The organism is Ruegeria sp. CDSA236, assembly GCF_059611285.1.
In genome coordinates this window covers 64,721-89,773 of the sequence record NZ_JBXWPG010000006.1, presented here as the reverse complement: position 1 = coordinate 89,773, position 25,053 = coordinate 64,721, and the positions used below count along the sequence as shown (strand labels likewise).

General features: G+C 57.8%; 20 protein-coding genes and 1 riboswitch. Of the genes, 5 read left to right on the top strand and 15 right to left on the bottom strand.

Going from position 1 to position 25,053, the window contains the following annotated elements; genetic code table 11:
- Window positions 1-24: 24 nt before the first annotated feature.
- The 8 genes from folP to AC2FLB_RS11480 all read right to left on the bottom strand — a co-directional run bounded on the left by folP (window position 25) and on the right by AC2FLB_RS11480 (window position 10,909).
- Window positions 25-1,023: a dihydropteroate synthase gene (folP, locus tag AC2FLB_RS11515; RefSeq protein ID WP_496709292.1), complete on the bottom strand. Its 999-nt coding sequence runs from the start codon at window positions 1,021-1,023 to the stop codon at window positions 25-27.
- On the bottom strand, window positions 1,020-1,940 hold the full coding sequence (locus tag AC2FLB_RS11510; protein WP_281972293.1) for a dihydroneopterin aldolase: 921 nt from the start codon (window positions 1,938-1,940) through the stop codon (window positions 1,020-1,022). The genes folP and AC2FLB_RS11510 overlap by 4 nt, the downstream gene beginning before the upstream one ends.
- Before the next feature lie 100 nt (window positions 1,941-2,040).
- Complete coding sequence (locus tag AC2FLB_RS11505; RefSeq protein WP_496709291.1) at window positions 2,041-3,369, bottom strand: multicopper oxidase family protein; 1,329 nt, start codon at window positions 3,367-3,369, stop codon at window positions 2,041-2,043.
- A gap of 116 nt (window positions 3,370-3,485) precedes the next feature.
- Window positions 3,486-4,160, bottom strand: a complete 675-nt coding sequence (locus AC2FLB_RS11500) for a cell wall hydrolase (RefSeq protein ID WP_271946407.1) — start codon at window positions 4,158-4,160, stop codon at window positions 3,486-3,488.
- A gap of 153 nt (window positions 4,161-4,313) precedes the next feature.
- A complete protein-coding gene (locus tag AC2FLB_RS11495) occupies window positions 4,314-6,875 on the bottom strand; it encodes a putative PEP-binding protein (protein WP_282021365.1) in 2,562 nt (853 codons plus the stop codon).
- 36 nt (window positions 6,876-6,911) lie between these two features.
- On the bottom strand, window positions 6,912-9,173 hold the full coding sequence (glyS, locus tag AC2FLB_RS11490) for a glycine--tRNA ligase subunit beta (protein WP_496709290.1): 2,262 nt from the start codon (window positions 9,171-9,173) through the stop codon (window positions 6,912-6,914).
- A 9-nt stretch (window positions 9,174-9,182) separates the two neighbouring features.
- The gene (gltS, locus tag AC2FLB_RS11485) at window positions 9,183-10,385 is read right to left on the bottom strand and encodes a sodium/glutamate symporter (RefSeq protein WP_496687541.1); all 1,203 of its coding nucleotides are present in this window, start codon (window positions 10,383-10,385) and stop codon (window positions 9,183-9,185) included.
- Window positions 10,382-10,909, bottom strand: coding sequence for a DUF6446 family protein (locus tag AC2FLB_RS11480; protein WP_496690757.1), 528 nt, complete (start codon window positions 10,907-10,909; stop codon window positions 10,382-10,384). The genes gltS and AC2FLB_RS11480 overlap by 4 nt, the downstream gene beginning before the upstream one ends.
- A 92-nt stretch (window positions 10,910-11,001) precedes the next feature.
- Here AC2FLB_RS11480 and AC2FLB_RS11475 point away from each other — a divergent pair, with 92 nt between their 5' ends.
- Entirely contained in the window at window positions 11,002-11,634 is a 633-nt protein-coding gene (locus tag AC2FLB_RS11475; protein ID WP_496690758.1) for a MarC family protein, read from the top strand.
- 8 nt (window positions 11,635-11,642) lie between these two features.
- Here the strand turns inward: AC2FLB_RS11475 and AC2FLB_RS11470 are convergent, their stop codons facing one another.
- Window positions 11,643-12,572 carry a glycine--tRNA ligase subunit alpha gene (locus tag AC2FLB_RS11470; protein ID WP_496690759.1) on the bottom strand — a complete coding sequence of 310 codons (930 nt, stop codon included), beginning with the start codon at window positions 12,570-12,572 and terminating at the stop codon, window positions 11,643-11,645.
- 204 nt (window positions 12,573-12,776) lie between these two features.
- Here AC2FLB_RS11470 and AC2FLB_RS11465 point away from each other — a divergent pair, with 204 nt between their 5' ends.
- Window positions 12,777-14,513: a serine protease gene (locus tag AC2FLB_RS11465; RefSeq protein ID WP_496709289.1), complete on the top strand. Its 1,737-nt coding sequence runs from the start codon at window positions 12,777-12,779 to the stop codon at window positions 14,511-14,513.
- A gap of 45 nt (window positions 14,514-14,558) precedes the next feature.
- Here AC2FLB_RS11465 and AC2FLB_RS11460 read toward each other — a convergent pair whose 3' ends face one another.
- The 5 genes from AC2FLB_RS11460 to metZ form a co-directional block, all read right to left on the bottom strand.
- Window positions 14,559-16,142, bottom strand: coding sequence for a thiamine pyrophosphate-binding protein (locus AC2FLB_RS11460; protein WP_496709288.1), 1,584 nt, complete (start codon window positions 16,140-16,142; stop codon window positions 14,559-14,561).
- Window positions 16,142-17,590, bottom strand: coding sequence for a TrkH family potassium uptake protein (locus tag AC2FLB_RS11455; RefSeq protein WP_496709287.1), 1,449 nt, complete (start codon window positions 17,588-17,590; stop codon window positions 16,142-16,144). The genes AC2FLB_RS11460 and AC2FLB_RS11455 overlap by 1 nt, the downstream gene beginning before the upstream one ends.
- A gap of 50 nt (window positions 17,591-17,640) precedes the next feature.
- Complete coding sequence (locus AC2FLB_RS11450) at window positions 17,641-18,402, bottom strand: hypothetical protein (protein ID WP_496709286.1); 762 nt, start codon at window positions 18,400-18,402, stop codon at window positions 17,641-17,643.
- Window positions 18,403-18,677: 275 nt separating this feature from the next.
- The gene (gene folE2 / locus AC2FLB_RS11445; RefSeq protein ID WP_496678170.1) at window positions 18,678-19,781 is read right to left on the bottom strand and encodes a GTP cyclohydrolase FolE2; all 1,104 of its coding nucleotides are present in this window, start codon (window positions 19,779-19,781) and stop codon (window positions 18,678-18,680) included.
- Between the two features lie 171 nt (window positions 19,782-19,952).
- Window positions 19,953-21,143, bottom strand: coding sequence for an O-succinylhomoserine sulfhydrylase (gene metZ, locus AC2FLB_RS11440; RefSeq protein ID WP_496690763.1), 1,191 nt, complete (start codon window positions 21,141-21,143; stop codon window positions 19,953-19,955).
- Between the two features lie 62 nt (window positions 21,144-21,205).
- A riboswitch (SAM riboswitch) is annotated at window positions 21,206-21,283 on the bottom strand.
- 131 nt (window positions 21,284-21,414) lie between these two features.
- Here metZ and AC2FLB_RS11435 point away from each other — a divergent pair.
- From AC2FLB_RS11435 to AC2FLB_RS11425, 3 genes are all read left to right on the top strand, one after another.
- Complete coding sequence (locus AC2FLB_RS11435) at window positions 21,415-22,350, top strand: alpha/beta hydrolase (protein WP_496700693.1); 936 nt, start codon at window positions 21,415-21,417, stop codon at window positions 22,348-22,350.
- Between the two features lie 230 nt (window positions 22,351-22,580).
- Window positions 22,581-22,904, top strand: coding sequence for a 2Fe-2S iron-sulfur cluster-binding protein (locus tag AC2FLB_RS11430; RefSeq protein ID WP_142634548.1), 324 nt, complete (start codon window positions 22,581-22,583; stop codon window positions 22,902-22,904).
- Window positions 22,904-23,659, top strand: a complete 756-nt coding sequence (locus tag AC2FLB_RS11425; RefSeq protein WP_496709285.1) for an FG-GAP repeat domain-containing protein — start codon at window positions 22,904-22,906, stop codon at window positions 23,657-23,659. The genes AC2FLB_RS11430 and AC2FLB_RS11425 overlap by 1 nt, the downstream gene beginning before the upstream one ends.
- 86 nt (window positions 23,660-23,745) lie before the next feature.
- Here the strand turns inward: AC2FLB_RS11425 and purD are convergent, their stop codons facing one another.
- Window positions 23,746-25,008, bottom strand: coding sequence for a phosphoribosylamine--glycine ligase (gene purD, locus AC2FLB_RS11420; RefSeq protein ID WP_496709284.1), 1,263 nt, complete (start codon window positions 25,006-25,008; stop codon window positions 23,746-23,748).
- Window positions 25,009-25,053: the final 45 nt, after the last annotated feature.

Genomic DNA, 25,053 nt, shown 5'->3' with positions numbered 1-25,053 from the left:
AAATTCTTGCTTGTTGCGACCGGATTACCGGACGGCGGCCCATAGACGCAAGGCCTGAGCGGTTTCAGCGACGTCATGAACACGAAGGATCTGCACACCCTGTGCCAATCCGGCCAGCCCCACGGCGATGGATCCCGGCGCACGGGCATCTTTGCCCGGTTCTTTGCCTATCTGACCAATAAACCCCTTTCGGGACACGCCCAGCAGGATCGGACACCCCAAACCGTGAAACAGGCTGAGATTCTGCAGAAGGATAAGATTGTGCTTTTCGGTTTTGCCAAATCCTATGCCCGGGTCGATAACGATCTGGTCCCGGCTCATGCCGAGGTCTTCAAGAAAACCAACCTGCCCATGTAGGAAGTCATAAACATCCAGCAAAACATTGTCGTAAGTCGGGTCATCCTGCATCGAACCGGGATCGCCCTGCATGTGCATCACGCAGACAGAGGCTCCGACCTGGGCACAGAACGGCGCAAGGTCCGGATCGAAGGTAAAGCCCGAGACGTCGTTGATCAGCCCTGCCCCGGCTTTCCAAGCGGCTTTGGCAACGGCGGCTTTGCGGGTATCTATGGAAATCAACGCATCGGTGGCCGACCTGATCGCCCTGATCAGCGGTTCGGTCCGGGCGATTTCCTCATCTTCAGGGACAAAGGTTGCACCCGGGCGTGTCGACTCGCCTCCGATATCGAGAATGCTGGCGTCCTGCAAGACCATGTCCCGAGCCGCAGCCTGTGCCGCCTCGACCGAGTTATGCACCCCGCCATCCGAGAAACTGTCCGGCGTGGCATTGAGGATGCCCATGATCTGGGGCCGATCCATCGCAACGCCAGAAATAGCGGCCCGTGGACGTGTCAGCCGATCCAGCACATCGCCGGGAACCTGCGCAGCCGGGAGGATGCGCGCGGCTGCGGTCCGGCTGAGGCGTTCGACATGGGTGAACCACAGCGTCTGACCGGCCAAGGCGACCGCCCCCTCGGGGCGCGCCTCACCATGTTGAACCAAAGGGCGATAGTAAGTGGTCACAGGGTCGCCTGATCCACCGGCACAGCGCGCAGCGGAGTCTGGGGTGAGTCCGGCAAGGCGCCTCCGAATACCATCAGCTCGCTCGCTTCGAATGTCGCGGCAAACCACGCCGCCAGAGCGACCGCATCCGAGGGCGCAGCCGACGGGCCGTCCACTGCATCAAGCACGATCTTGGACGGCGCCCAGACGCAAATCTGCCCGTTCTTCATGGCCCAATCCAACTCGGTCCGGGTGGAAACGACAACGCAGCGCAGGTCGCGCGCGGCCAGTACCCAGGCGTTCTGTTCAATGGCCAGCAGGTCGATCCGGCGCTGAGTCATCGCGTGACCGGTTTGCGAAACGGCCATATCCGCCGCCCCGACGCAGAGGATCAGGGGGCGTTTCCGGTTTTCCAACTGGTCAATCCAGCCGGTCAGATTGTCCGACGCGATTGCTTCGTTTGACAGGAAGGCCAAACGCGGGTGCGGACGCTCTTCCTCGACCAGCTCGTGGTGAGTTGCATCTTTACCGCGCACGATCTCAACGCCCAAAGCGCCGGGGCCACGATCCAGCTTTTCTATTCTGACAAAGGCTCTTACAGCCTGAGGTTCAAGCAGAATTCTCTCGGCAATCCGGTCCGCCAGAGTTTCCAGCAGGTTCAACCGCTCGGCCGACAGCTCAAAGGCGATGGCCTCGGTCACACGATCATAGGACAGGATGCGATCAACATCATCGTCAATAGGATCGGTCAGCGGGCGCACCTCGACAACGATATTGAAGCAGATGCGTTGCGTCGTTCCACGCTCGGCCTGAAAGGCGCCGATCTCGACCTCGACAATATGGTCACGCAGAGAGATGCGATCCAGAGGTCCCCGCGTGGCAGTCGCCTCGGACCGCTCGGACGGGTGCGCAAAGGCAAGACGGATTTCAGAACTCATGCGGTTGACCCTTTGGGCTTGGTGGACTTTTCGGACCTATTTACACATTGCAGGCCCTATAACACTGCAACAAGCGCCATTCCAGTCTTCGAATGCGGCGTCAGCTGACGCGAAACCAGCTCATCATTCCTGATGCTGAATGACCCAGCATGTGGCAGTGTAACAACCAGTCGCCTGGATTGTCAGCAATCAGCGCGATTTTACGGGTCTGACCCCGCCCTATCAGTATCGTGTCGCGCCAGGGGCCCAGCGTGCCGCCATCCAGGATGATGCGGAAATGGTGCCCATGCAGGTGCATAGCGTGGGGAAACGCTGTTTCATTGACAAACTCAATCTGATGAGCACTTCCTAATCGCGCATCCAGAAACGGCTCATCCGGTCGATCAGAATAGCCATTCAATGCCCAAAACCTCCCGAGTTGGGCCAATTCACGGCCTGATAGTTCGGTCTCGCCCATATTGGCGGAATCCAGCCAGCGCATGGCCCCGCCTTGCAGCGTCATGCGATGGATCAGTGCGTCGTCCAGCCGAACCTTAGGCATCTCATTTGCTGGCAAAGGGCGGATTCCAGTCCTGTTTGCCGCCGCCTGTCCGGCCACCGCAAGCCGAACCAGACCGAAGCTTTCACCGCGTTCTTGACTAACAAGCCCGGCAATCTGACCCTCATCACTTTGCACATCCACGATCAGATCCATCCGCTGAGCAGGTGCAAGCGGGACGTTCCCAGAAAACGGCAAAGGGTCAACCAGAGGCATTCCATCCAAAGCGACGATCCAACCTGTCAGACCATCAAGCCCCAGATCGAATATCCTGGCATTTGCCGCATTGATCAGCCGCAGCCTCAGGCGCGCGCCGCGCGCCACTGCATATTCTGGATCAAACTGGCCATTAACTGTGACGAGATTACCCAAACGCCCGGCGTGGCTGAGGTCGTGCTGGTTATCAAAATCTTCTACGATCTGCCCGGTTTCCGGGGTCAACCTCCAGTCGTCCAGGACAAGGGTCAAATCCTGATCCACATCAGGCAGATTATCTTCTTCGACAATCAATGGGCCGTAGAGGCCACGCGCAACCTGCTCCATGGATCGGTTATGGGCATGATACCAATATGTTCCCGCATCCGGGACCACAAAGTCATAGGTAAAACTGTGGCCAGGCTGAACAGCGTCCTGCGTCAGACCCGGGACTCCGTCCATTGCATTGACAATCCGAATGCCATGCCAGTGGATCGTAGCGGGTTGGGGTAAATCGTTTACCAATCTGCGCCGGACGCTTTGCCCTTTGCGCAGGCGAATTTCTGAACCGGGCACATTTCCACCAAGGGACCAAACCGAGGTCTCGGGGTACCCGTCAGGGGCCAGCTGTCGGGAGACGATCTGGGCAACCAAATCATCTATTGCGGCATGCACTGCCTTGGGCAACAGCAACATTGCTGTACCGGATTGCAAAATCTGTCTGCGTGATAACACCAATACGGGCCTCCTGGACCCGCAATCTAAACCGATTTTCGTCCCGCGCCAGTAGGGTTCCAGCGCGGGTGCGTCAATCAGTTACTCGCCGTCTGATAGTTGTGACGGTAGAAAATATGGACACCGATACGCGCGGTTTCCTTGTAGACCTTGGCCCAAGACGGGCGCACTGCGGTCGTGTGATAATGCGTAGCCCCTTCGGTGAGCTTTTTGGCAGCCCCGTCGATGGCTGTACGCGCGACTTTCGCTACACGCTCATAGGCCTTCTTTTCACGGATCACTTCCTCTTGACCGTCACAGGTATAGGTGAACTGGCACTGGTATTTCTTACCTGTGCCCTGATTGATCACACCACACAGCGTGTCGGGAAAGCGGCTGCTGGCAACACGGTTGAGGATTACCTCCGCCACAGCAAACTGACCGCGCACGCCTTCGCCGCGCGCTTCAAAGTACAACGCCTCGGCCAGGCACTTGAACTGTTCGCCTCCGGTGGCGGTGGGTTGCTCGTCCAACCAGCTCTTGGAGTAGGACACTTCTTTCGGCTCAGGCTCCTGTCGGGGCTTGAACAAATTCAGATAATCGCGAAAATTCTGACCGGGCAGTTCGCTACGGGCGACCAGCTCACGTTTCGCAGTATCGGTTGCTTCCCTCTCAGCGAAGGACACACTAGGCAGCATGGTTGTCGCCATAACGGCAACAGCCAGAATATATCTTAGCATCAGATAACCTCGCACAGGCACATTCTGCGCCATACCCTCCCCCGGCGGGCGCGATGAGGCTCATACCGAATTGAATCGGAAACGTCCAGATCAGAAGAAGATGCAAGTGGAAAATCGCCGTAACGTCAAAATAAGTTGACGACGGCTACCTTCTTTTCCCACTAATCCTTGGGTCGGCAGTTACTGTCAACCCCCAAGTCTGGACGAAATCGCCAGTTGAGCGGCAGCCAGCCGAGCGACAGGTACCCGGAAGGGTGAACATGACACATAGTCGAACCCCAAATCCCGACAAATTGCGATTGATTCGGGGTTTCCGCCATGTTCGCCACAGACCGACAGGGTCACGTCCGGCTGAACCCGGCGTCCGCGTTCAGACCCCAGCTTCAGCAATTCCCCTACACCATCGGGATCTAGCACGTGGAACGGGTCCTCGGCAAAAACACCCTGACGCACATAAGCAGACATGAAACGACCAGCGTCATCACGAGACAATCCGTAGGTCATTTGGGTCAAATCATTGGTGCCGAAGCTAAGGAACGCAGTTTGTGGAGCGATTTCGTCCGCCCGCAGGCAGGCACGCGGCGTTTCCACCATGACCCCCAGCCGATATTCGAACTCTTGCCCTCGTTCAGCGGCTACCGATGCCGCAACCGTGTCTATCCGAGATTTGACAAGCTCAACCTCGCGCTTGGCCGAAACCAGCGGTATCATCACCTCGGGGACCACCAGAGCGCCCTCTTTGCTGGCCTCAAGCGTCGCCTCAAAGATTGCTCGGGCCTGCATATCATAGATTTCCGGCACCGTGATGCCCAGCCTGACGCCGCGCAATCCCAACATCGGATTGTATTCGGTCATCTCGGCGACACGGCGTTCCACATCTGAAACCGGCAGATCAAGTGCCTCTGCTAATTCACGCTGGCCACTGCGAGTCGTGGGCAGGAACTCATGCAACGGCGGATCGAACAGGCGGATACAGACCGGTTGACCTTCCATAATTCGAAAAAGTTGCACGAAATCTGCGCGTTGCATCGGAAGCAGACGTTCCAGAACCGCCGCACGACCGGAAGAGGTTTGGGCAAAGATCATTTCGCGCATCACGATCAGGCGGCCGGGATCAAAGAACATATGTTCCGTCCGGCACAAGCCGATCCCTTGTGCCGAAAAGTTCCGAGCGGTCTGCGCATCCGCAGGCGTATCGGCATTGGCGCGGATCTCAATATCACGTTCGGCGTCTGCCCAGCTCATAAGCGTCTGAAAACAATCGTCTAGCGCCGCCTCAAGCATCGCGGGCTGCCCCGCCAGAACCTGCCCCGAAGTTCCGTCTATCGTCAGCTTGTCGCCCGTTTTGAAAACGCGGCCATCCTGAGCTGTCAACATCTTCTCTTTGGTCTGAAACCGCATTTCAGAGGCGCCAACGATGCAAGGCAGGCCCAAGCCGCGACCGATCACGGCCGCATGGCTGGTCATCCCACCCTTTTCGGTCAGAACAGCCACTGCGGCGTGCATTCCCCGGACATCTTCCGGGGACGTCTCTCGGCGCACCAGAATACAGGGCTCGCCCCGCGCGGCACTGGCCTGCGCCTCGGCCGCAGTAAACACAAGCTTTCCGGTTGCCGCCCCTGGACTGGCTGCAATGCCTGTGGTCAGCACATCGCGGCGCGCGTCGGGGTGAACCTGCCGGTGCAGCAACTCGTTCAGAGAATGCGGATCGACCCGCATCACCGCCTCTTGCTGAGGAATGATGCCATCCTCGGCCAACCGAACAGCAATCCGCATGGCGGCACGGGCACTGCGCTGCACGCGCACACCGTCCAGAATGTGAACGTGCCCATTTTCGATGACGAATTCGACCTGCATTTCCTCACGCAGCTTTTCGCGCATGATTGCAGCATGTGCCTTGAGTTCCGCGAATGCCTTGGGCGCAACTTCCTCAAGCGACTTACCACGCGGATCCTTTTCCAGATACAGCGCCGCGACCCCCTCGCCCAACGCGTCCCGCCCCTGGCTTTGGCTGAGGTAACGACCGGTTATCTGCTGCAGCCCTGTTGTCGGATCAATCAGTTGCAGAACGCCGGACCCGCATTCACCCTGCCCCACACCCGGGACCATCTCCTGAATGACCAGGCCCAGACCTGCATCCGCTGGCGCACCTTTTGCCTGGCGTAACAGCCGGGCTGAGGTTCCATCCCAAGCCCGCGCCATCGAACGCAGAACCGCGACCAGCTGCTCACCACGATCCTGTGGGAAGGGCTCGTCGGTCTCATCCTCATAGGCCCGCAACGACTGGCGCAAACCTTCCAGCCCATCGGCCTCGATGTCGTCAAACACATCCGCATCCAGACGCGCCACATGAATGGCATAGCTTTGAACAAAGCGCAGCGACAGTGCAGCCGCGGCCTCGTTCCCCATCTCGTCTGACAGATCCACATAGCGCGCATCATTCATACCGATGTTGAGGATTGCCCCAGGCCCGCCCCAATCGGGGTCCTCGGAACTTGGACGAACACATAGCAGCGCCGCCTCGTCGAACTGTTCGAGAATGGCCGCAATGTCGGGCACCTGCCCGTCGGCGATCCGCTGCACTGCATCAAAGGACAATGCAACCGTTCGTGGTACGGGAAAATCCAGCCGAACCAGGCGCTGCAGGCATTTCGCGCGCCCGCCATGAGTATTCGCCGCTACGGGCGCTTCGGCTGTGATCAGAGTGGTATGCGGATTATTCTGCACTGCGGCACCTTTTGATTTCACCGCAGCATAAGCGCCTGCGCCCGTGGCGCAAGAGCGTTAACCTTCGATTCGGGCCAGATCGGCCACGCTGGAACAGACCTTCCTGATCTGGCTGAGCAGGTTCAGACGGTTGCGGCGCAGGATGTCATTGTCAGTATTGACCTGCACATCCTCAAAGAACGCATCCACCGGCCCGCGCAGCGCGGCCATGGCTGTCATCGCGGCCGGGAAATCCTCGGACGCCAGTGCTGTATCGATCTGCACCTGCGCCTGATCCAATGCGGCAAACAGAGCCTTTTCGCTGTCCGTTTCGGCAAATTTTACATCCGCGCCATAAGAGTATTCCACCCCGTCCTTTTCCTCGGCCTGGGTCAGGATGTTATTGGCCCGCTTGAACCCCTGCACGAGGTTTTCGCCATCCTCGGTCGCAATCACCGCGTTCAGCGCGCGAGCGCGTTTGACCAGCAGGTTGAGGTCGTCATTGCCGTCCATAGCGATACAGGCGTCGATGATGTCGTGGCGGATGCCCTCGTCGCGGAGGAAGACCTTGAGGCGGTCGTGGAAGAAGGAGAGGAGGTCATCTGAAAATGATGCCACTTCGTCATCCAACACCCAATCAACTAAACCTTCGCTAACGGCGTCCTTTAGAATTTGGTTTAGCTGAACAGCATTGTATCGTTTCTTATCCAACGCATCGCCATGCTTCTCTAAAAAGCTAGCAGAAAAATTATCTCTATAGCGATGAATAACTAACAGCAAATAAGGTTGATGGCTAACTACTCGCTTGGAAAGCCCCAAGGCGATCCCTTTTCGAATTGCACCTAGCCAATTGTGACGAATCTCATTCTCTAATACCAACCGAATAACACCCAACGCCGCGCGACGCAGGGCAAACGGGTCCTTCGACCCGGTCGGCTTCTCATCAATCACCCAGAATCCGGTCAGCGTGTCCAACTTGTCGGCCAGCGCCACGGTCACCGACAGCGGCGCTGTCGGAACGTAATCTGACGGGCCCAGCGGCGAGTAGTGCTCTTGCGCCACGGCGGCTACGGCAGCGTCTTTGCCCGCCTCCGCAATATAGTACCGCCCCATAAGCCCCTGAAGTTCGGGAAATTCATAGACCATCTCGGAACTCAGATCGGCCTTAGCCAAACGCGCGGCTATGTCAGCCTGATCGGCATCTGCTCCGACCACTGGAGCCAGTTCGCGGGCTAGTGCTGCGATGCGGTCGATCCGTTCCGCCTGTGTGCCCAGTTTGTTGTGGAAGGTCACGTTCTCTAATGCGCGGGTCCATTGGGTCATATCCGACTTGGCAACGCGCAGGTCATTCTCCCAAAAGAACTTGGCATCCGCCAGACGGGCCGACAGCACCTTCTGGTTCCCCGCCAGAATGGTCGCGCCATTATCGGCGGTCTCGCGGTTGGCGACGGTGATAAAGCGTTCAATCCGGCCGGTTTTGGGGTTCTTCACAGAAAAGAATTTCTGGTGTTCCTTCATCGAGGTCTGCAGCACCTCGGGCGGCAGTTCCAGGAATTCCTCGTCGATCTGCCCCATGAGCACCACGGGCCATTCGACCAGCCCGGCGACCTCGGCCAGCAGGCCCTTGTCATCGACCACTTCCAGACCGGCGGCAAACGCCATGTTCTGCGCGTCGTTCCAGATGTGTTCGGCGCGTTCCTCAGGCGATAGCACAACAAAGGCGCGTTTCAGCTTGGCGGCATAATCCTCGAACGACGTGACAGAAAACCGGTTCGGGGCCATAAAACGGTGGCCCTCGGTCGTGTCGCCGGATTTGATCCCTTCGACCTCAAGAGGCACGACCTGCGCGCCTGCCTCATCGCTGAGGAGGCACAGGATCGAATGCAGCGGACGTACCCAGCGCATCGGTCCACTGCCCCAGCGCATCGACTTGGGCCAGGGGAAGTTCCTAATGGTCGCCTCAAGCACGTCGGCCACGATATCAGCCGCCGGGCGACCAGGCTTTTCGATCATCGCGAAATAGACCGCACCTTTGGGCGTTTCACGCTCTTCCAACTGATCGCGGGTCAGGCCGGCGCCGCGCAGGAAGCCTTCGATGGCCTTATCGGGTGCGCCCACTTTCGGGCCTTTGCGTTCCTCGCGGATGGACGGGCTTTCGGCCAGCAAGCCTTCGACCGCCAAAGTCAGACGACGGGGCGTGGTCAGAGAGGCGGCCCCGGCATAGGTCAGACCGGCCTCGACCAGACCATCGGTGATCCGCTTTTTCAGGTCTTCACCGGCACGGGTTTGCATGCGTGCAGGGATTTCCTCGGAAAACAGTTCGATCAGCAGGTCGGGCATAGTCGGTCCTTAGAAATTGACGATCGTCTGGATGACGATGGCATTAGCGATATCCACAAAAAAGGCGGATACAAGGGGCAGTACGATAAAGGCAATAGGTGAAGGGCCATATCGCTTGGTTACAGCGGTCATATTGGCAATGGCGGTCGGAGTTGCGCCCAGCGCAAACCCACCGAACCCGGCGGCCAGAACTGCAGCGCGATATCCTGACCCCATCACCGGAAACAACACGTAGATAACGAAGATTACCGTAAAAGCGGTTTGTGCCGCCAGTACGACCAAAATGGTCACACCAAGTTCCGCAATCGTCCACAACTGCAGGCTCATCAGCGACATGGCCAGAAAGGTACCCAACGCAAGCTCTGAAACCAGCCCAAGCGCGGATGTGCGGCTGACGGGAACTGCATTTGGCCGCAACCAGCTGCGCAGGTTGCCGATCAAAATGGCAATGATCAGACAAGGTACAAACAGGGGAAGTTTCAGGCCGGCCTCTGCGATCAGGACATTCACACCGTAGCCAACGATAATGGCAAGATGGAGGTACAGCATGACCCGCATCAGTCCAAGCGGCGTAATATCGGGATAACGCTGTTCTTCGGTTGCGACACCAACTGTCAGTTCTTCGTTGGGGCGGTCGGGGGTCAGATTATAGCGTTCGACAAGATACTTGGCCACAGGACCGCCAACCACCGCGGCCAACACCAGACCCAATGTCGCCACTGCGACCCCCAACTCGGTCGCGCCTTCCAACCCAGTTACGGCACCAACGTCCGGCGCCCATGCGATGGCGGTTCCATGCCCTCCGATCAGGGCAGCTGATCCGAATAACACTCCGGATTGGGCAGGAAAGCCAAATGCAACCGCCCCGACGGCACCAATGCCGTTTTGCATGATAATGGTGATCAGTGTCAGAACCAACAGCAAGAACAGAGGTTTGCCGCCGGTAAGCAGATCCAGGAACCGGGCATTCAGGCCGATTGCCGCAAAAAACAGCACCAGCATGTAATCCCGCGTGGCCATCTCAAAATCGAATGAGATGCCTGTGGCCATGTATAATCCCAACATCACCAGCGCTGCGACCAACCCGCCGCTGACCGGTTCGGGTATGTTGAAGCGCTGAAGCAGCTTCACCTGCGTGTTCAACTCCGCCCCCAAAAGATATACAGCCAGACCCAACGTGGCGGCGATCATATCCGGGATGAGATAAGTCATTGCCCCGTTTCCGGTTGCTGCGGGCATTCCTCTCCGACGACCGTGCCGTCATAGGCCTTTTCCCCGCAGTTGTTCAGCGCGTGCCAAACATAGCCTTTTCCATCCTGGGTTACAGCGACGATCCGGTCCACGCCAAAGTGTATATTCTTAGCCCCGATAAAGGCCTGCGCCTGACCGGTCTGCAACGCGTTGGCAATCTCGATGGCATCGTAGCACTCAAACCATCCGGGCGCCGTCAACGGTTCGGGGTCATTGGCGGTCTGATAACCAGCCAGATCTGCTGGCGTCAGGTCAGTTTCAAAGCAGGCGCGGTATCGAATCGGAGAGCTGTCCGCATCAATCGCCTGAAAGTCCGTATAGGCGATGGTCTCGGGCTCATCTGCGCCGATTGCTAGCAAACGGACATCCTGTCCCGGCTTTGAGACCACTTCATAATAAAAGCCGTAAACTTGGAGATAGTACATGGCCCCACCAGCTAGAACAGCCGACCCAAGAAGGAGAATAGCAAGTAGTTTTCCGGTCATCGTTCGAGCATCCTATTCACGTGGCCTCTTTCATTGAGGTCAAAAATGGGCCAGTTTCCAACCTGATACAGGCTGACATTAGGGTAATGAAAATGGACACGACTCTCGCCGCAGGTTTTTTCGGCGCGCTTTTTGCGATCATGAACCCGATCACCAACTTGCCCGTTTTTCTGAGCGTGACTGATGGTCTGACCCCCGCAGATCAACGCAAGGTTGCGGTGAAAACCGTCACCTACTGTCTGATCCTGGGCGGTGCTTTTGCAGCCATTGGCAGCAAGACATTGGGACTGTTCGGCATCAGCGTCAATGATCTGCGCGTTGCGGGCGGTCTTGTTGTCCTGATGATCGGCCTGAACATGCTGAGCGGCACCGAGAGCACGGCGCATCACGGAACCGAAGGCGAAAAGAAATCTTATCCCGAGCCCGACACCGTCGCCTTTTATCCGTTGGCCTTTCCCATCCTCGTTGGGCCTGGCACAATCACAACGTTGATCCTCTATGCACATCAAATGTCCAAACCTATGGACGTCATACTCTATGCGGGCGTTTTTCTGGCAGTGCTGTTTTTGCTGTTCGTCACATTCTGGAACGCCGCGGCGCTGTCCAAGCGGCTTTCGGACAACGCTCGGGTGATCATGAGCCGCTTTATGGGTATGATCCTGTCTGCCATCGCAATCAGCATGATCGCGGACGGACTTAAAGTTCTGCTTCCCGGTTTGGCGTAACTGCCGCATCAGACCTCGTACCCGGCGGCATCGGTCTGAACGAAGGCGTCGGCGCATTGCTTTGCCAAGGTCCGCACGCGCCCAATATAGGCCTGCCGTTCCGTCACCGAGATCACGCCACGCGCATCCAACAGGTTAAAGATATGTGATGCCTTGATGCACTGATCATAGGCCGGGTGCGCCATTACGATACGCTTACCGGTTTTTGGATCGTCATGCTCTTGCGCCAGAATATTGGCGCATTCGGACTCGGCCTCTTCGAAATGGCGCAGTAGGACTTCGGTGTTGGCCACGTCAAAGTTCCAGCGGGCATATTCTTCTTCGGTCTGCTTGAATATGTCACCATAGGTCAGCGGGCTGGGTGACTGCGGATCGTTGAAGGGCATGTCCATCACGTGATCAACACCCAGCACATACATCGCCAGCCGCTCCAACCCATAGGTCAATTCACCTGAAACCGGCGCGCAGTCATGGCCTCCGACCTGTTGGAAATAGGTGAACTGGCTGACTTCCATGCCGTCGCACCAGACCTCCCAGCCCAGGCCCCAGGCGCCCAGCGTTGGGCTTTCCCAGTCATCCTCGACAAACCGGATGTCATGCAGGTCCATGTCGATGCCGATTGCCTCAAGGCTGCCCAGATACAACGCCTGCAGGTCCGGCGGGCTAGGCTTGATCAACACCTGATACTGGTAATAGTGCTGCAAGCGATTGGGGTTCTCGCCATAACGCCCATCTGTTGGGCGGCGCGAGGGTTGCACATAAGCTGCGGCCCAGGACTTGGACCCCAAAGCGCGCAAAGTAGTCGCTGGATGGAATGTCCCTGCCCCGACCTCCATGTCATAGGGCTGCAGAATGGCGCAGCCTTTTGACGCCCAATAGGTCTGAAGGCGCAGGATGATCTCCTGAAAAGAGCGAGGTGCGTTGGACTTAACGGTCATCACATTCCCTTTGGACGCCATTGCGCCCTGTTCCGGTGGGTTTTGCCCTTCCTATGCAAGGGGCCAAGGGGCGTCAACGGGACAGTGTGCCCGGGAAGCCACTGAGCGGCCAAACTGGAAATTCCCCGTATTCCAGGCATGGTGTTTCAACCCGCATATCGCGTACTCTTCATCGCAGAAAAACACCGCGGACACAGGCACACAATGAGACGCATACTAACGGTAATTTCAGTTCTTTTTCTTTTCGGCGTGCGGGCATCATTTGCGCAGCAAGACGGAGGTGTTTGGGTCCAGGTCGAGGCGCAGCCTTCGCTGCGTGAAGCTCAGGAACGCGCACAAGCCTATTCTGGCGCGTTGCCAGACGTGAATGGATTTCGCCTGAATTCGGGCTGGTATGCCATTGTGATCGGCCCGTATCTGCGCGGCGATGCCGAGCAAGTTCTGCGGGTGTACCGCGCAGAGGGGCAAATTCCAGCCGACAGCTTTATCGCCTTCTCGAACACACTGGGGCAGCAGTTCTGGCCGGTCAGTGCGAATACTCAGGACCAGGCCGCTGTGACAGCGCCGGTCGCATCTGAACCGGAACAACCAGTGGCCGAGGCAACCCCGCAAATTGCCGATGAAACCAGATCACAAGCGCTGCAAAGCGAACGATTGCTGAACGCGCAGGAGCGTATGGGCCTTCAAACCGCACTTCAGGCAGCCGGTTTCTACAATTCGACGATTGACGGTGCCTTTGGTCAGGGGACACGCCGCTCGATGGGCGACTGGCAAAGTTTCAACGGATACGAGGCGACCGGGGTTTTGACCACGGCACAGCGCAAGGCCTTGATGGATGACTATAACGCGCCATTAATCAGCGCGGGAATGCAGCTCTACACAGACCCACAGGCAGGTATCGAGATGGCCATGCCGCTGGGTGTTGTTGCATTCGACCGTTACGAGGCCCCCTTCGTGCATTTCAACGGCTCGACCGACCTGAATGCTCAGGCCCTGCTGATCAGTCAGGATGGCACCAAAGCAACCCTGCGGGCCCTTTTTGAAGTCATGCAGTCGCTGGAAATCGTTCCGCTTGAAGGCCCTCGCCAGCTGCGCGGTGACAGCTTTACGCTGGAAGGTCGCGGCAATGACATTGTGTCCTATACCGAGGCCAAGCTGAAAGATGGTCAGATCAAAGGTTTTACCCTGGTCTGGCCCGAAGGGGACGAGGCGCGCCGTACCCGCGTTCTTGCCGCCATGAAAGCGGGCTTTAGCACCACTGATGCGGTTCTTGACGCCGCCGCCGGATCAGACGCTGCGCAAAGCATTGATCTTGTATCCGGCCTGCAGGTTCGCAAACCGCGCCTGTCACGCTCGGGGTTCTTTGCGGATGCCAAAGGCACCGTCCTGACCGTGACCGAGGCGGCAGATAGCTGCTCGCGGATCACGCTGGACGGCGCGCACGAGCTTGAGGTCGCCTCGACCGATCCCAATCTCGGCATCGCCGTTCTGCGGCCAAGCCGCGACCTTTCCCCGATCAGCGTGGCCGAGTTCAGCAGCACCAAGCCGCGGATTCAGTCCGAGGTTGCGGTCTCCGGATTCTCGTATCAGGGCGTTTTGGGCGGTCCGACGCTGTCATATGGGCAGATCGCCGACCTGCGCGGCCTGAACGGTGAGGATGGCGTGAAGCGTCTGGCGCTGGCCACCCAACCCGGCGATGCAGGAGGCCCCGTGTTTGACGGCAACGGTCAGGTGGTCGGGATGCTTTTGCCGACCCCGACGAATGGGCGGACCCTGCCCGCCTCGGTCAGCCTGTCTGCCAATACAGAGAGCCTGAACAAGGCGCTGAGCAGGGCTGGGCTGGCAGGTCAATCCAGCGCCACCGCCGCCACGCAGGTCTCACCCAATGAGCTTAGCCGCCGGGCAAATGGGATGACTGTTCTGGTACAATGCTGGGATTGAGTTCGTAAAATCGCGCATTAACGCCGCCCATCCGGGCGGCGTTTTTTATTCTGCGCGCCATATGTCCGGAGTGATCCGGATCAATGTCGGCCCCTTAGCGGTAAACGCTTTTCGCACCGCAGACTGCATGTCTTCCAGTGTTGAGGGCGCAGCAGACAAGGCGCCGAATGCCTCGGCCAGTTTGCAAAAGTCAGGGTTACGCGCAACGACAGCATTCGGGGCGATCTGACTGCCCACCATGCTGTCTTCGATCTCTTTCAGCTTGCCATTGTCCCAAAGAATGATCGGCAGGGGCAAACCCAGCTCTACCGCCACACCCAATTCCATCATCGTGTAGTGAAAGCCATAATCCCCAGCAATCACAGCAGTCGGCCTGCCCGGCCGCGCGATAGCGCCACCTATTCCAGCCGGCAACGCATAGCCCAGCGTGCCAAAGCCGTTCGGGTGGTGCCAATGATAGGGGAAGGGCATTTCCCACACCCCCTTGGCAACATAGGCGAACTGGGTCATGTCCGAATACACCATCACATCCGCTGGCATTGCCTTACGCAAGGCATCCAACACCGGGACAATTCCGGGCCGTTCTGCGTCAATCTCGGCGCGCCATTTACTGCGGGCTTCGGAGACCTCATCCGAGGACCAGCCATTTGCCGGTTTGACATGGTCAATAGACGCCCACATCGCGTGGGCAAAGCTTTCGCCATCCGCCTGCAACTTGACAGAGGCCCGATGACGGTCCGACAGGACCTGAGGGTCCAGATCAATGCGGATCATATTGGCCGTATGCCCCAGCGCATCGCGCCACAGATCGACCTCACCCAGCTCGGCTCCGACGACCACCACAAGATCGGCGGAGGCGATGATCTGGGCGCTTTCGGGGCGAGACAAGGCAGCGCCAAAATCCAACGCATAATCCAACCCCACCATTCCACGCCCCGCATAGGTGGTGAAACAGGCCGCTCCGATCTGTGTCAGAATCTGCCGCCACAGGTTTGATCTTGCACCGCCTCCCAGAATGAACAGCGGCCTGCGCGCAATGTTCAGCATCGACAAGACCGGCGCGACGTCCGGCGGCAGAGCCTTTGTCCGCAAACCCGGCTGGTTCGGGAATGGGGCCGGGTCAGCCTGTGCCTTAAGCTGCGAAATCGGCACCTGTATATGCTTGGGTCTGGGGCGGCTCAGCGCGAACTCTTCGAAAGCACGTTCAACCAGGCCATAGGCGGCCGAAGCAGTGCTAGCCTGCAACGACCAATCCGCGACCGTTTCTCCGGCGGCACGTTGATCCTTCATCTGATGAAGCTGTCCCTGCAGCGCCTGATCATCATCAAGGCAGGAGGACAGCACCAGCATTGGCACCGAATCCGAATACCCCTGCCCCATGGGTGTCATGATGTTGCACAGCCCAGGCCCAGTGATCACATAGGCCACGCCAGGATTGCCGCTTGCACGCGCATATCCGTCCGCCATGAAACCGGCCCCCTGCTCGTGCCGCGCAAGAACATGGGTGATGCCTGCTTCTTCGATCCCGCGATACATCTCTTGATTATGGACGCCGGGGATACCAAAAATCACATCAACACCCCGATCCCGGAGCATGTGCGAGATTTGAGCGCCAAGTGGTCTTTTCATCAACTTCTCCAGAAATGGACTGTGAACAGCGCATAGACCGCGAGCAGTTCAAGCCGACCGACCAGCATCCCCGCAGATAGTAGCCATTTGGCTGTATCGCTGAGCCCGCTGAAATTTCCCGCTGGTCCGATCTGATCCCCAAGGCCGGGACCAACATTGGCCAATGCTGTTGCTGCACCCGATACAGAGGTAATGAAATCCAGCCCGGTCAGCGCCAGCGCCCATGCCAGGAAGCCCAAAGACAATACGAAGAACATGAAAAAGCTCATGACCGAAGTCAGGACATCCGTTCCGATGGGACGCCCGTCATAGAGAGGCATGAACACCCCATGCGGTGAACGGATACGCCGGATTTGAGTTTTGATGGATGCAAACAGCAGTTGATAGCGGAAAATCTTGATCGAACAGGCAGTTGATCCTGCACACCCTCCGATCAGGCCAATCAGGAAGAACACCATGATTGGAAAACTGCCCCAACCCATATAATCGACGCTGGCATAACCGGTACCTGAAATGATCGACGTGATGTTGAACAGCGATTCCCGCACCGCCTGTTCCCAGTGATGCGGAAAGACAGAGGTCAAAAACACCGCCATGACGGCTACAAGAACCACGATCGTGGCCAAAAACGCCCGAATCTGACTGTCGCGGAACAGGGAGCCGGTGCTGCCATTGGCAAACTGAACATAACGCACAAATGGCAGGGCAGCGAGGATCATGAAAATCGACGCCGCATATTCCGCCGGACCCGAGAAGGTACCGAACGATGCATCATAGTTTGAAAACCCACCGGTCGAGATTGTGGTCATAGAATGAACCACGGCGTCAAAAAAGCTCATGCCAAGACCGGTGTAAACAAGCGCGCAGACCACGGTCAGGAACACGTAGATCAGGGAAATCTGGCCTGCGATTTCTTGCGCCCGCGGCAGGATCTTACCCATGGTTTCGAAACCTTCCGAACGGAAGATCTGCATTCCTCCGACCCGAAGCTCGGGCAGAAAAACCATTGCAACAACGATGATCCCGATACCGCCCAGCCATTGCAGCACACCGCGCCACAAAAGCAACCCCTGCGGCAGCCCGTCGAGCCCCGAAATCACGGTCGAGCCCGTGGTCGTAAGGCCAGACATGGCCTCGAAATAGGCATCTACAAAGCGCAACTCGGTTTCCCCAAACAGGAAAGGAATTGCCCCAAAAAAAGGCAAAGCCACCCAAACGCCGGTCGTGAGCAGAAAGGTCTGACGGATCGTCAACCCTTCGCCAACGCCATTTGAGCAGCTCATAGAAAGGACAGCGCCGGTCAGAATGGTGATAACGCTGCTTTCAAGGAAAACATGCCATTCGCCGCGGCCCTCGATAAGGTCCGCAAGCATGGGCAACATCATGGTCGCCCCAAGAATGGCGACCAACAGGCCAATCACATATCCTACCGGGCGCATGTCCGTCATGAGGCGCAGCGTTGGCGCGCCTGCACGACTGTGTCAAGCGGATGTCCCGATTACTTTTCGGTTTTGCCGCTCGAGACGGGCATCACGGGCGGTTTCGAAGGCGCGCGTGACCGGCGTGCAGCTGCCGCCTGTCCCGCCTGAGTCTTCGACGCGGCCGGATTTGCGGGTGCAGGTTTGGCTGTTGCGACCCGATCTGCCTTCACCTTGGACGCTACGGGTTTAACAGCTGCGGTTTTTGCAACAGCAGCGTCGATCGCAGCGGCGGGAGCAGCAGATTTTACCACTGCAGGCCTAACTGCAGCAGGTTTAGCGGCTTCTACTTTGGGCGTTTCAGATTTGGCAGTTACGGTTTTGGTAACAGCAGGCTTTGCCGTAGCGGCTTTGGGGGCAGCGGACCTAGCTGCGACTTTTGGGGCTGCGGCTTTTGCCACTGCAGGTTTTGCCGCGGATTTGGTCTGTGCCTTTTTCGCACCCCCCGACGCTCTGGCTTTTGTCACAGGTTTCGCCAGGGCGGGCTTGGGCGATTCGGCCTTTGCCTTGACTTCTGCCTTCTTCTGGACGGCCACTTTGACCTTTGCCGCAGGTTGCGGATCAGCATTGACCACAGGCATCGCCTGAGATTTGAACTCAGGTGCCTTCACGTCAGCAACAGTCTTTTCGGAGGCGACACGCAGGGCCTGAACCTGGGCGAAGGGCAGTTCAATCGCAGAGTTGGTCAGAATTTGCATGATTTTCAAATGGTTGGTCATTGCCTCACCGGTAAATCGAATTGCTGCTGCCTGAAATTCAAATGGCTGGGTAAACGGGTTCATGAGGTTGTTCTCCTGTGAAAGTGATGCAACCCGCGAATGAGTAAAGAACCCTGCCCGCCCTGACTAAACGGGCGGATTACGTTGCCTTGCAGTCCTTGGCGTCGCACGTGCCGGCTTCCTGATTGAGTGAAATGATCACCAGAACAGTGACCACGGGATGGCTGCATTCAAGGACAGTTTACAGCAAGAACTTCGCGCTTGCAGCATTTATCGCTGCAATGCGGCGAAATTTCACCGCATCGACACTTAATCAAGGTTTTACAAAAGTTTAGCGCCTATCCGACGTGAAACAATGTCGTAAACAGTCTCGGATCCAGGCTAGAGGACACAAAGGTCGGGCCCTCAGTCAGAACAGAAACGGCATCATGGCTGTGCAGGCTTTCTTGATGGCTGGCGATCACGCGGAAATCGCCGATATGATGGTCGGCCAAAAGTTCGGCACAAAACAGGCGTGCCGCGTCTTCGACAAAAATCGGGTTTGCGGCGTTCAGCTCGGCAAATGCCTGCTCATCTTCACGTTTGACCATGACCTGCGTCTCGGTCGGCACCGCCCTGCGACACAGCGCAATCAGATCTTCGAACCAGAGGCAATCGGCATCGCAATCGACCGCAACCGATATCCGCGCAACCGAGCGCTGCGAATGCGGCGTCGCCAGTTGCCCTCGTGTAGACCGCGCATGCTCGCTGAGCTCCAGAGAACATGGGCACGTCGAGGAATACACATAATCCAGATGCATGATCTTTTGGCGCACGCCATTCTGTTCAACCAGTTCCAGCGCGATATCGTAATATTGATAGCCTTCCAGACCCGAACGCAGGCTTTGAGTCCTGTCCGGGTAAGAGAACCGCATCTGGATACGTGCGTCAAAGCTGTCCAGATCGGTCATATAGTCGTTCAGCGCAGCCTCGATCACCTCAAAGCTGAACGTGCGCTCAGCATGTTTGTAGAACGAACGCATGATACGGGACATGTTGATGCCCTTCTTTTCCGCATCAAGGCTGACAGTGCCAGTCACTGAGGTCTCCAGCGTCAGGTCGTCGCCCTGCTTGCGGTGAAACCGGATCGGCAGGCGGAAATTCGATATGCCAACATGTTGAATCTGTTGCTTTGCCCCACGGATCAGGCTGGAAGGTCCATTCTGAAGGTCAGGCAACGAGGCGCGGTAGGCCTCATCCACAGCAAACCCCTCGGGGTAATGCCGCGACAGGGATGGGTAGTTGACCGGCAGGAGCCCCGGCACAAGCCGCGCGACAGCAGGATCAAGCTGACCGATATCTGCCTCGGTCGCGTTCTCGGCCCATTTCCGCAGGGTTTTCAACGCTGCCGCGGCCTCATCATTGTTGGGGGCGTCATCAATGTCACGGGGATACACGTTCATCGATCAGGGCTCCTCGGGTTGGTCGCCGGACTATATATATGTTCGACGCGATTTCCAGTCTAATGGTATACGCGCCGAAACACAGCCCGGATCGAAACTTCGTGATGGGCGCATCATGCGCACAAGTCACAAACCGTTTTCGAACTATGCCTAACAGTCCAGCAGACACCCCTATTGCTGAGAAACGTCCAATGCGCGCTTGATATCGGCAAGAAGATCATCGGCGTCTTCCAAACCTACTGAGAACCGGATGAGGCCCGGAGCAATGCCCAGCTCAACTTTTTGGTCGTCACTCAATCTTTGATGTGTGGTGGTTGCCGGGTGGGTCGCAATCGACTTGGCATCGCCCAGATTGTTCGAAATCACCGGAATCGTCAGGGCGTTAAGGAAGGAAAATGCCGCCTCTTTTCCGCCCTTGATATCCAACGACAGCACTGTCCCGCCTTTGCCGCCAAGCTGCGTTTGTATCAGATCATTCTGCGCATGAGACTTCAGACCGGGGTAAAGCGTCCGCTCCAACGCCGGATGGCCCTCTAGCGCCTCGGCAATCCTCTGGGCGGTTTCGGCCTGTGCGTTGACCCGCAAGGCCATGGTCTCAAGCCCTTTCAGCATGATCCACGCGTTGAAGGGGCTAAGCGCGCCTCCGGTGTGTTTCATATAGGGCTCGACCGTACCACGGATGAACTCTTTGGTGCCGATGATGACACCACCCAGGGCGCGGCCCTGCCCGTCAATATGCTTGGTCGCCGAGTAGACAACCACGTCAGCCCCCTGAGCGATCGCGCGCGAGAAAACTGGGGTCGAAAACACATTGTCCACGATGACCGTTGCACCAACCGCATGGGCCAGAAGGGAAACGGCTGAGATGTCGATGACCTCAAGCGTCGGGTTGGACATGGATTCGAAGAAAACCGCTTTGGTGTCCGGGCGGATCGCAGCCTCCCATGCGTCAAGATCGGTACCGTCCACAAAGGTCACTTCAACCCCGAACCGGGTCAGCACGTTTTCCAGAATATACAGGCACGACCCGAACAGAGCCTTGGCAGAAACAACGTGGTCACCGGCTTGCAACATCGAAGTCAGTGCCGCATTCACCGCAGCCATTCCAGAGGCGGTGGCAAAAGCGTCTTCGCCCCCTTCCAGAGCCGCGATACGCTGTTCAAACATCGAAACTGTCGGGTTGCCATAACGAGCGTAAATGAACTCATCAGGGCCGGTTTCGATGAACCGCGCCTCGGCCTGCTCGGCCGTATCATAGACAAATCCCTGGGTCAGAAAAATCGCCTCGCTCACTTCGTTGTATTGGCTGCGGCGGGTGCCGCCATGGACGGCTTGTGTGCGCTTGTTCCAGCTCTCGCTCATGTCATTCCTTTCAGCCCCTTGAGGGACGTAAACAAAAAACCCCAGACGCGGCCAAGCGAAAGGGGTCTTTCATCCTGACCTTTTAGCGGTGTTGTTTAGCGTGGCCCGCAATCCGGTAACAAATCGCCACGTGGTGATGCTGAATTACGCCGCGGCTGCAGTATCGTCAACCCCGCCCCCGCAACGTCGCGCAGCTGTAACAATCCCTTCACCTAGGGGGCATAGGCTGTTGGGATATTGCCGCCACAACATCTTGTATGAGGCTGTGAGAATGCCAATAATCCGGATCAACGCGACCGGCGACACGCTTACGCTGCACAACAGCCCACAGTCCCCCTTCAGCCTGCTATGTCAGACCCGGCACATCCAAGGCCCGGTCATCCTCATGTCACATGGGTACAGGTTCCGGCCAGGCCGGGCCAAGGCCTGCCCGCACCAACATTTCTTGTCCCTGCCCCGGACATCCTCGCCAACATCTTTCTGCAGCTGGCCGCGGCAACTTGGTTTTGGCACTGGTTTGCAAACCGAAGGGCTGGGCATTGCCTTTGGCTGGAATGCACGGGGATCGTTTTGGGGTGCCCTCCGCCGGGCGCACGAGGCCGGACGTGTTCTGGCCGAATTGATCCGGGAACTGCACCATCTGAACCCGCGACGTCCGATCCACTTTATTGGCCACTCGATGGGGACCGAATTGGCGCTTGAAGCCCTGCATCACATCCGACCCGGATCCCTGAGCCGCATCATCTCGTTGACCGGAGCCGCCTATCAGAGTCGCGCGTTAAGAGCGCTGGCCACTCCGGCGGGTAGACGGGCGGAATTCATTAATATTACGAGCCGCGAAAATGATCTGTTTGATTTTCTTTACGAATGCCTGATCCCTCCGCCTGAACAAGGCGATCGCAGCATAGGCAGCGGCTTGACCGCCCCGAATGCTATCACGCTGCAACTGGATTGCCTGGACACGCTGAATCATCTGGAGCATCACGCCTTTGCGATCCATGCCTCCAGACGCAGGTTCAGCCATTGGTCCAGCTACACACGCCCCGGTGCGTTGCAAGTTTATCAGGCATTGTTACGTAGCCCAAACGCCCTGAGACTGGCCGTCCTGCGCAGTGGCATCCCACCCTTACCCCAGCGCCGATGGTCTCGGCTATTTGCATGGGCAGAACCCTTGGCGTTCAATTCGCTTTCCAGCAAAACCTCATGACCTCGGCAATCGGCGTATTATTGACCCTCGACCTCACAGCGGGCAGCCGCTGACAGGCTACGCCAATTCCAGTCAGTAGCTGCGGGTAAAAATACAGCGAGCAGAAGAACGGGAGGGGAACAAAGGCCAAGAATTCCCAGACGCGGCACATCGAGTCGCAAATGAGGCTGGAAACACCTAAATGCCTTGACTAAGGAAGGATCTAACATCGCAAGAGGAAGACGCACGCAATGGCAAAGATCACTTATGTCGAGCATGGCGGTACCGAGCACACTGTCGAGGTCGCCAACGGACTAACCGTCATGGAAGGAGCCCGTGACAACAACATTCCCGGCATCGAAGCGGATTGCGGCGGCGCCTGTGCCTGTTCGACCTGCCATGTCTATATCCACCCCGACTGGGTTGAGAAAATTCCCGGCAAGGATGACATGGAAGAAGACATGTTGGACTTTGCCTATGAGCCCGACCCTGCCCGTTCGCGCCTGACCTGCCAGATCAAAGTCACAGACGAGATGGATGGCCTGATCGTTCAGATGCCGGAAAAACAGATCTGATGCCCTGCAAAGTGCCGCGCCTACCCTACCGAACTTGGCAGGGTCAGGCCCGCGGCGCAGCGCTGACGTTGTGCTTCTGGCTGACGGGCCATGCCCCGTTGGCACTGGCAGAGACCGTCTCAGCCGCTCGTTTCACCGAGCCGACAACACGTTACGCCCACGGAGTTCTGGGTGATAACATCGAATATGGCGCGTTGGAGCTGACTACCCAAAGCGGAAACGTGACCATCCGTCTTCCATCTGATCGCGTATTTGAAGATCTCGCTCCACGGCTTGTGGACGTGGATCAGGACGGGACCCCCGAGGCCATTGTCGTTGAATCTCAGGATCAAGCGGGCGCTCAGTTGGCCATCTATGATGCCAGAGGGGACAAAATCGCCGCAACTCCGCATATCGGTACCCGCTTTCGATGGCTTGCTCCGGTCGGGGCGGCGGATCTGGATGGGGATGGCAATATCGAGATCGCCTATATCGACCGCCCTCATCTGGCCAAGACATTGCGCATTTGGCGCTTTGTCGACGGCGAATTAATCCAGATTGCCGCTCTACCAAGGCTGACAAATCATCGGATCGGCGAAGATTTCATCACAGGGGGTCTGCGCGACTGTGGCAATGGCCCGGAACTGGTTGTCGCGTCTGCGGACTGGCGCGAAATTGTCAGCATCCGCTTTGACAATGGCTGGGTGCAGCATCTGGTCGCCCCCTTTAGCCCGAAAGCAATGACCTCTGCGCTTAACTGCGTACCCTCGCCCTGACTGCAGCCCGCGTCAGAGGGCTGCCCGGCCCAAGCCCATTGACGCTGCATCTCTGATGCAGTGGCTGGGCGCGGGAGCCGTCGCGATTAAAGCGCCCGCCATCCGATATCCCGGCGAAAGAACCCCTCTGGCCAGTTGATCCCGTCGATCAGCTCATAGGCGCGGTCACGCGCTTCCTGCAGGTTCCGTCCGCGTGCGGTGACATTCAATACCCGGCCACCACTAGAGACGATCTGACCGTCGGCTTCTTTGGTTCCTGCGTGAAACACCATATTGCCGCTATCTTCAGATACGTCATCCAGCCCTTTGATCACGCTGCCTTTTTGGTAGGAGCCCGGATAACCATTTGCGGCCATGACTACCGTCAAGGCGTGATCATCCGCCCAGTTTACACGCGCCTCGGCCAACCGGCCTTCTGCTGCGGCGTGCATCAGGTCCATCGCCTGCGCGCCCAGGCGCATCATCAGCACCTGACATTCCGGGTCGCCGAAACGCACGTTATATTCAACCAACCGTGGCTGGCCGTCCTTGATCATCAAGCCAACATAAAGAACGCCCTGAAACGGCGTACCCCGCCGCTTCATCTCTGCCATGGTGGGGCGCACAATCTCGTTCATCGCGCGCTCTTCGATTACAGCGCTTAACACAGGAGCCGGAGAATACGCGCCCATGCCGCCGGTGTTCAGACCGGTATCGCCCTCGCCTACCCGTTTATGGTCTTGCGCCGTGCCAATGGACAGGATGCTTTCCCCGTCGCATAGCACGAACAGAGATGCCTCTTCACCTTCCATGAACTCTTCGACCACAACTTCGGCACCGGCACCACCAAAGGCTCCGCCAAACATGTCATCGATCGCATCCAAGGCCGTCGCTTCGTCCATCGCAACGATCACACCCTTGCCCGCGGCCAAGCCATCAGCCTTGACGACGATAGGTGCGCCCTTCTTTTTGATATAGGCTTTGGCTGGCTCGGCCTCGGTAAACCGGGCGTATCCTGCGGTTGGAGCATTGGCGGCGTCGCAGATCTCTTTAGTAAAGCTCTTGGACGCCTCGAGACGTGCAGCCGCGGCCGAGGGGCCAAAAACCAGGACACCGGCCTCGCGCAAACGATCCGCAACCCCCGCAGCCAATGGCGCCTCGGGGCCGACGATCACAAAGTCGATCGCGTTCTCATCCGCAAACCTGACCACCTCACCGCCGTTTTCGATATCCAGCGCTGCACATTCGGCAATCTGGGCGATCCCGGCATTGCCCGGCGCCACAATCAGGCGGTCGCATTTCGGGTTTTGCATCACCGCCCAGGCCAGGCTGTGTTCGCGCCCACCACTGCCGAGAATGAGGATGTTCATGACTGCTCTCCGATCTGCTTGGCCTTGCCTTCCGCGCGTTCTAAG

Bases quoted from the DNA above. Each gene is read 5' to 3' on its own strand.
- AC2FLB_RS11470 (WP_496690759.1), bottom strand. From the start codon at position 12,572: ATGACCGTTAAGTCCAACGCACCTCGCTCTTTTCAGGAGATCATCCTG.
- folE2 (WP_496678170.1), bottom strand. From the start codon at position 19,781: ATGAACGTGTATCCCCGTGACATTGATGACGCCCCCAACAATGATGAG.
- glyS (WP_496709290.1), bottom strand. From the start codon at position 9,173: ATGCCCGACCTGCTGATCGAACTGTTTTCCGAGGAAATCCCTGCACGC.
- AC2FLB_RS11465 (WP_496709289.1), top strand. From the start codon at position 12,777: ATGAGACGCATACTAACGGTAATTTCAGTTCTTTTTCTTTTCGGCGTG.
- AC2FLB_RS11475 (WP_496690758.1), top strand. From the start codon at position 11,002: ATGGACACGACTCTCGCCGCAGGTTTTTTCGGCGCGCTTTTTGCGATC.
- gltS (WP_496687541.1), bottom strand. From the start codon at position 10,385: ATGACTTATCTCATCCCGGATATGATCGCCGCCACGTTGGGTCTGGCT.
- purD (WP_496709284.1), bottom strand. From the start codon at position 25,008: ATGAACATCCTCATTCTCGGCAGTGGTGGGCGCGAACACAGCCTGGCC.
- AC2FLB_RS11460 (WP_496709288.1), bottom strand. From the start codon at position 16,142: ATGAAAAGACCACTTGGCGCTCAAATCTCGCACATGCTCCGGGATCGG.
- AC2FLB_RS11505 (WP_496709291.1), bottom strand. From the start codon at position 3,369: ATGTTGCTGTTGCCCAAGGCAGTGCATGCCGCAATAGATGATTTGGTT.
- metZ (WP_496690763.1), bottom strand. From the start codon at position 21,143: ATGAGCGAGAGCTGGAACAAGCGCACACAAGCCGTCCATGGCGGCACC.
- AC2FLB_RS11500 (WP_271946407.1), bottom strand. From the start codon at position 4,160: ATGGCGCAGAATGTGCCTGTGCGAGGTTATCTGATGCTAAGATATATT.
- AC2FLB_RS11480 (WP_496690757.1), bottom strand. From the start codon at position 10,909: ATGACCGGAAAACTACTTGCTATTCTCCTTCTTGGGTCGGCTGTTCTA.
- AC2FLB_RS11455 (WP_496709287.1), bottom strand. From the start codon at position 17,590: ATGACGGACATGCGCCCGGTAGGATATGTGATTGGCCTGTTGGTCGCC.
- AC2FLB_RS11430 (WP_142634548.1), top strand. From the start codon at position 22,581: ATGGCAAAGATCACTTATGTCGAGCATGGCGGTACCGAGCACACTGTC.
- AC2FLB_RS11510 (WP_281972293.1), bottom strand. From the start codon at position 1,940: ATGAGTTCTGAAATCCGTCTTGCCTTTGCGCACCCGTCCGAGCGGTCC.
- AC2FLB_RS11425 (WP_496709285.1), top strand. From the start codon at position 22,904: ATGCCCTGCAAAGTGCCGCGCCTACCCTACCGAACTTGGCAGGGTCAG.
- AC2FLB_RS11450 (WP_496709286.1), bottom strand. From the start codon at position 18,402: ATGAACCCGTTTACCCAGCCATTTGAATTTCAGGCAGCAGCAATTCGA.
- AC2FLB_RS11435 (WP_496700693.1), top strand. From the start codon at position 21,415: ATGCCAATAATCCGGATCAACGCGACCGGCGACACGCTTACGCTGCAC.